Genomic DNA, 5691 nt, shown 5'->3' on the forward strand with positions numbered 1-5691 from the left:
CAAGCACACGCTGCTTGTCGTCTAGCTTGATCGCAACGTTAGAAGCGATCATATCCGCAAACTTGCCCGGTTCTTCTATCTCGCTGATCGTAAACAGCGTCTCGCCCGGGACGCGCGCGCCAAGCGACGCAAACCGCTCAAACAGGTCTGTGATGCGGCGCATATATGCTTCTTTCAATATCTCCTGTGCCTTATCCGTCGTTTCTAAGTCCGGGATCGGCTGCACCTCCGCCTGAATGTAAGGCTCCCTCTCCGCATACGAAAGGATACGCGCACGGCGCTCTCCTTCCACCAGCACACGCAGCGTATCGCCCGGCAGTTTCAATACCTGTTTTACCTTTGCGATCGTACCAATCTCATGTACGTCCGCCATCTCCGGCGACTCGATCTTCATATCCTTCTGCGTCACCAGAAAAATATCGCGTCCCTGTACCACACATTCTTCCACCGCCGCGACAGACGCTTCCCTACCTACGTCAAAGTGCAATACCATATACGGGAAGATGACCAATCCCCTTAACGCCACCATGGGCATGATTACTTTTTCCAAATCGTTTTATGCTCCTTTGTTCTTTGTTGTCCAGTAAATTATACATGATATCCATCTGTATTTCAAACGTGTTACTTTCCCCTTATATGATACCCTCCGCACTGTAGCCGCTAACAATAAAGCGTTGCACAAAAAGAGCACGCCATAAAACCGCAGCGTGTTTTTTACAATCAATGATTTTTGAGCATATAAAAAGGGCTTTTGAGCCCCCGTAGAGTAAACTATTCCGCCGCCAACAGCTCAAAATCCAATGTGCCCCGCTCTGCGCCATTCACAATAAGCGTAACGGAATGTATGCCGGGATAATGTTTCCTTGAGCTTAGGTCTGCGAAGGAATGGATTTTCGTGTATATCTTTGTTTGATTTTCCTTTAATAAAATTTCTGATATTTGAAATACTTTTCGACTGCGCTTTCCTCTGGCTTTTACATAGTCAATCCCATATCCCAGCCTTGCCTTTGTTGCTTCTTTTGCTGAAACCGCAAACGAAAATGTGATATCCTCTCCATGGGCAATAGATGCCCACCGACCCAGTGTCGTGATACCCAAAAATGGCTAACACTTCCCGATCCCCCTTTTTGAGCAACGTCCGGCATCCATGTTTTACGATCCAATCGGTGTACTCGTGATTGCCATACCAATCTTTTGCAATTTTTGCAACCAGATCAGGGTGTGTTTTGGAAATATCGTTTAAGTTGTTGGCCACACTTTTACGAACATACAGCGACGGGTCGGTCTTCAATTGCTCCAATATACCAAGAACCGGCGATGGATCGGCTTTGAAGCTGGCCAATGCTTGTCCCCACGGCAGTCTGGGACGATGAGGATAGAGTATACCTTTCCAACGCTGTGATTGACAAGTCCCAATCGCACACGTTCTGCCCATAGACTTCGACAAAATCCGGAAAGCACATGAAGGCAAAGTCGTTAAGCCCTGCAGGATAACCCGCAATGACCTGATCAATGATGGCCAGCACCTGCTCATAATCGGCTGGCAAGTACCTTCCTAAATGGACAGTAATTTGCCGCATACGGGCTTTCAGTTCTAACGCATCCCACGTTTCATCCATAATGCTGTCTAAAAAAGCATCCGCCTGAAACGGATGATATACGACTTTGATACGCAATGCCAGTTCATGAAGGAAGTCATAATTATAATATTTGTCTTTCATTAATTCCGGCATATGCTTCCTCTTTTCAAATGATTCTCATTATACCGTATATTTATCTGAAAGACAAAGCAAGCCCTGTTTTCCGAACCGTCTTTTCTGAAAAATGCGAGCGAAAAACTATGAGGAATCCTTGATTTTGCAGATCGCTCCGATCTGATTCCAGTTTTCGGGAACTATTTTGCCTTTACACATACGCTAATATTGATATGTGTTCAACATTAAAAAAGCCTTTGCACCGATGTTTCACAACACAAAAAAGGCGCGTTATCTTCATAACGCGCCTTTTGGTTTAACTAATTGCTTGGCTTATTTGGATTTAACAACCGCGTGTGCTGCAGCCAGTCTCGCGATCGGTACACGGAACGGCGAGCAGGACACATAGTTGAGGCCAAGGCTATCGCAGAATTCAACAGTGGACGGGTCTCCGCCGTGCTCACCACAGATCCCGAGTTTGATGTCGGGTCTTGTCTTTCTGCCCAGCTCAACTGCCATCTTCACGAGCTTGCCTACGCCATCCTGATCCAATTTCGCGAACGGATCGGATTCATAGATCTTCTTCGCATAATAGTCGTCCAGGAATTTTCCAGCGTCGTCGCGGGAGAATCCGAATGACATCTGCGTCAGGTCGTATGTACCGAACGACAAGAAGTCAGCTTCCTGCGCGATTTCATCAGCCGTGATAGCCGCTCTCGGGACTTCGATCATCGTACCAACTTTATAGTCGATCTTCTTACCCTTTTCAGCGATCACTTTCTCAGCTGTTTCAACAACGAAGTCTTTGACGTATTTCAGCTCTTTTACGTCGCCTACAAGCGGGATCATGATTTCCGGAACGATATCAAAGCCAGTTTCTTCGATCGTTTCGATCGCAGCTTCCATGACCGCTCTTGTCTGCATGACAGCGATCTCTGGGAATGTTACCGCCAGACGGCAGCCACGGTGACCAAGCATCGGGTTGAACTCGTGCAGGCCGTCAATGATGCCCTGCAGCGCATCGACGCTCATGTTCATCTCTTTTGCAAGAGCCGCGATGTCTTCGGCATGTGTCGGCAGGAACTCGTGCAGCGGCGGATCTAAGAAACGGATCGTAACCGGATGTCCCTTCATTGCCTTATAGATGCCCTTGAAGTCGTCCTTCTGCATCGGCAGAAGCTTTGCAAGAGCTTTTTCTCTCTGTTCGACCGTCTTGGAAACGATCATCTCGCGCATAGCGGCAATTCTGTCTTCCGCGAAGAACATGTGCTCCGTACGGCACAGGCCAATACCTTCCGCACCGAACTCGATCGCCTGCTCCGCATCGTGCGGCGTATCTGCGTTCGTTCTGACTTTTAGTCTCCTGATGGAGTCTGCCCAGCCCATGACCGTAGCGAAATCGCCGGATACCTGCGCTTCTTCCGTTTCGATCGCTTCGCCGTACACATTACCTGTGGAACCGTCGAGGGAAACAAAGTCGCCTTCCTTGTAAACCGTACCGTCCGCTGTCGTCATCTTTTTATTGCATTCTTCGATCCTCAGCTCGCCGCAGCCCGCAACGCAGCATGTACCCATACCGCGTGCAACAACAGCAGCGTGAGAAGTCATACCGCCGCGCGCCGTCAAGATACCCTGCGAAGCGTACATGCCTTCGATATCTTCCGGGGAAGTTTCTTGTCTTGCAAGAACAACTTTTTCACCCTTCGCAGCAGCAGCCGTAGCGTCGTCAGCCGTGAAATACAGCTTACCGCATGCAGCGCCCGGAGAAGCCGGCAAACCTTTTGCGATCGGCTTTGAAGCCTTTAGCGCAGCAGCGTTAAACTGCGGATGCAGCAACGAATCGAGCTGCTTCGGTTCAACCTTAAGGATTGCTTCTTCCTTCGTCAGTTTACCTTCTTCAACAAGATCAACCGCGATCTTAAGAGCAGCCATAGCCGTTCTCTTGCCGTTTCTTGTCTGCAGCATATAGAGCTTGCCACCTTCGATCGTAAACTCCATATCCTGCATATCTCTGTAATGGTCTTCCAAAGACTGCGCGATGTTTGCAAACTGTTCGTATACTTCCGGCATCTGATCTTTCAAGTGCGAGATCGGCTGGGGCGTTCTGATACCCGCAACAACGTCTTCGCCCTGTGCGTTCATCAGATATTCGCCATACAGCTTCTTTTCGCCTGTGGAGGGGTTTCTTGTGAATGCAACACCCGTACCGCAGTCGTCGCCCATGTTACCAAATACCATTGCCTGTACGTTTACCGCTGTACCCCAGCTGGCCGGGATATCGTTCATGCGGCGGTATACGATCGCCCTCGGGTTATCCCACGAACGAAATACTGCCGTAACGGACTCAAGCAGCTGTTCCTTAGCGTCCTGCGGGAACTCTTTGCCCATTTCCTGCTTATAGATCGCTTTGTATTTTGCTACGAGCTCTTTTAAATCTTCAGCAGTAAGATCCGTATCGAGCTTCGCGCCCTTCGCGTCTTTCATTGCCTGCAGCTCGTGCTCGAATTTCTCTTTGTCGATGCACATAACAACGTCAGAGAACATCTGGATGAATCTTCTGTAGCTGTCATACGCAAAACGCGGATTGCCGGATTTTTTCGCCACGCCTTCGACAGCGATGTCATTAAGGCCAAGGTTTAAGATCGTGTCCATCATGCCCGGCATGGAAGCGCGAGCACCCGAGCGGACAGATACTAAGAACGGATTTTCCTGATCTCCAAATTTTTTGCCAGTCAGTTCTTCCGTCTTTTTCATTGCGTCATAGATCTGATTTACTACTTCGTCGGCAATCACTTTGCCATCTTCGTAGTATTTCGTGCATGCTTCCGTAGAAACGATAAAGCCCTGAGGAACCGGCAGGCCGAGATTGGTCATTTCAGCCAGGTTTGCGCCTTTGCCCCCAAGAAGGTTCTTCATGGAAGCGTCACCTTCTTTAAAAAGGTATACATACTTGTTCGACATACTTAAAACTCCTCCTGGATAATAATATTATTTAAAATTTTAAAAATTTTTCATAAAACAATGTAGCTATTAATAGAATCCAACGTTCATTATACATGAACACCCGCGATAAAACAACAATTTTACAAAGAATTTTCCTTCAAAAACTTCATCGTTTTCAGGCGGATTTCCATCATGGAATCCAGATATTTTCCGAGCAGGAAAACAACCCCTTTTGCATCATCCTCCCCTGTCGTGATCTCCGATACCTGCTTGGGCCTGAGAACGCTCAGCGCCGCCATATTATCAAGCACGCTGCGCGCCACTTTGATCGTCCTGACATGCGGTGCACACGCCGCGCACACTTCGCCTCCCTCGTCAAGAGAAAAATAGACCGGATCGCCCACCGCGCCGTCGCCGCACGTTGCACATTCGCCGATCGAGGGGAAAATACCCATCCGTTCCGTTAAACGCGCAAAAAAATAAGCAAGCGCCTGCGCCCATGAGAGCTGCTCCTTTTCCATCGCGAATAACGCGTATATCAGCGTCAGAAACAAATCCTCATAGTCCGTCGTATGCTGCAATATCTTGTCCGTCAGCTCGAGCATCACACAGGCGGCAGCGTAGGCGTCGTAATCGTTCTGTACGCGGAAAAACTCCTGACGGATGAGCGCATTTGTCAGAAACAGCCTGTCGCCCCTTTTATAAAATTCATATTCTCCGCAGGAAAGCACCTGCGCAGCTGAGGCGATCTCGCTTTTTATTTTCCGGGCGCCGCGCGCCTGTGCGTCTAGGCGCCCCGCGCTGCGGGAAAAAAGCGCCAGAATTTTGTCATAATCCTTATAATCTGTCGTCCGCAGGACAATGCAATAATGCTTTTCCATTTACACGTCCTGGTATCCAAGCGTGCGCAGCACAGAGAGCTTGTTCCGCCAGTCGGGCTTTACCTTCACCCACACCTGCAAAAACACCTTGGAATCAAACAGAACTTCCATATCCTCACGTGCCGCAGAAGCGATTTTTTTGAGCATCCTGCCGCCCGCGCCGATGATGATCC

Annotated in this window: 4 protein-coding genes and 1 pseudogene; all 5 read right to left on the minus strand. The window is 49.0% G+C overall.

Going from position 1 to position 5691, the window contains the following annotated elements; translation table 11 throughout:
• On the minus strand, positions 1-550 hold a 550-nt coding region (locus VB081_RS12640; protein ID WP_323401142.1), incomplete at its 3' end, for an LON peptidase substrate-binding domain-containing protein.
• A 221-nt stretch (positions 551-771) separates the two neighbouring features.
• Positions 772-1733: pseudogene (locus VB081_RS15085) on the minus strand (hypothetical protein).
• A gap of 294 nt (positions 1734-2027) precedes the next feature.
• Positions 2028-4655 (minus strand): pyruvate, phosphate dikinase, encoded by a 2628-nt coding sequence (gene ppdK / locus VB081_RS12650; protein WP_323401143.1) that lies wholly within the window; start codon positions 4653-4655, stop codon positions 2028-2030.
• 122 nt (positions 4656-4777) lie between these two features.
• Complete coding sequence (gene recO, locus VB081_RS12655) at positions 4778-5518, minus strand: DNA repair protein RecO (RefSeq protein WP_323401144.1); 741 nt, start codon at positions 5516-5518, stop codon at positions 4778-4780.
• On the minus strand, positions 5519-5691 hold a 173-nt coding region (locus VB081_RS15090), incomplete at its 5' end, for a KH domain-containing protein (protein ID WP_323401145.1).

It is taken from the genome of Christensenella sp., assembly GCF_034927525.1.
Taxonomy (GTDB): Bacteria; Bacillota; Clostridia; order Christensenellales; family Christensenellaceae; genus Christensenella.

Excerpts from the sequence above, each read along its gene's own strand:
- recO (WP_323401144.1), bottom strand. The coding sequence starts at position 5,518 with ATGGAAAAGCATTATTGCATTGTCCTGCGGACGACAGATTATAAGGAT.
- ppdK (WP_323401143.1), bottom strand. The coding sequence starts at position 4,655 with ATGTCGAACAAGTATGTATACCTTTTTAAAGAAGGTGACGCTTCCATG.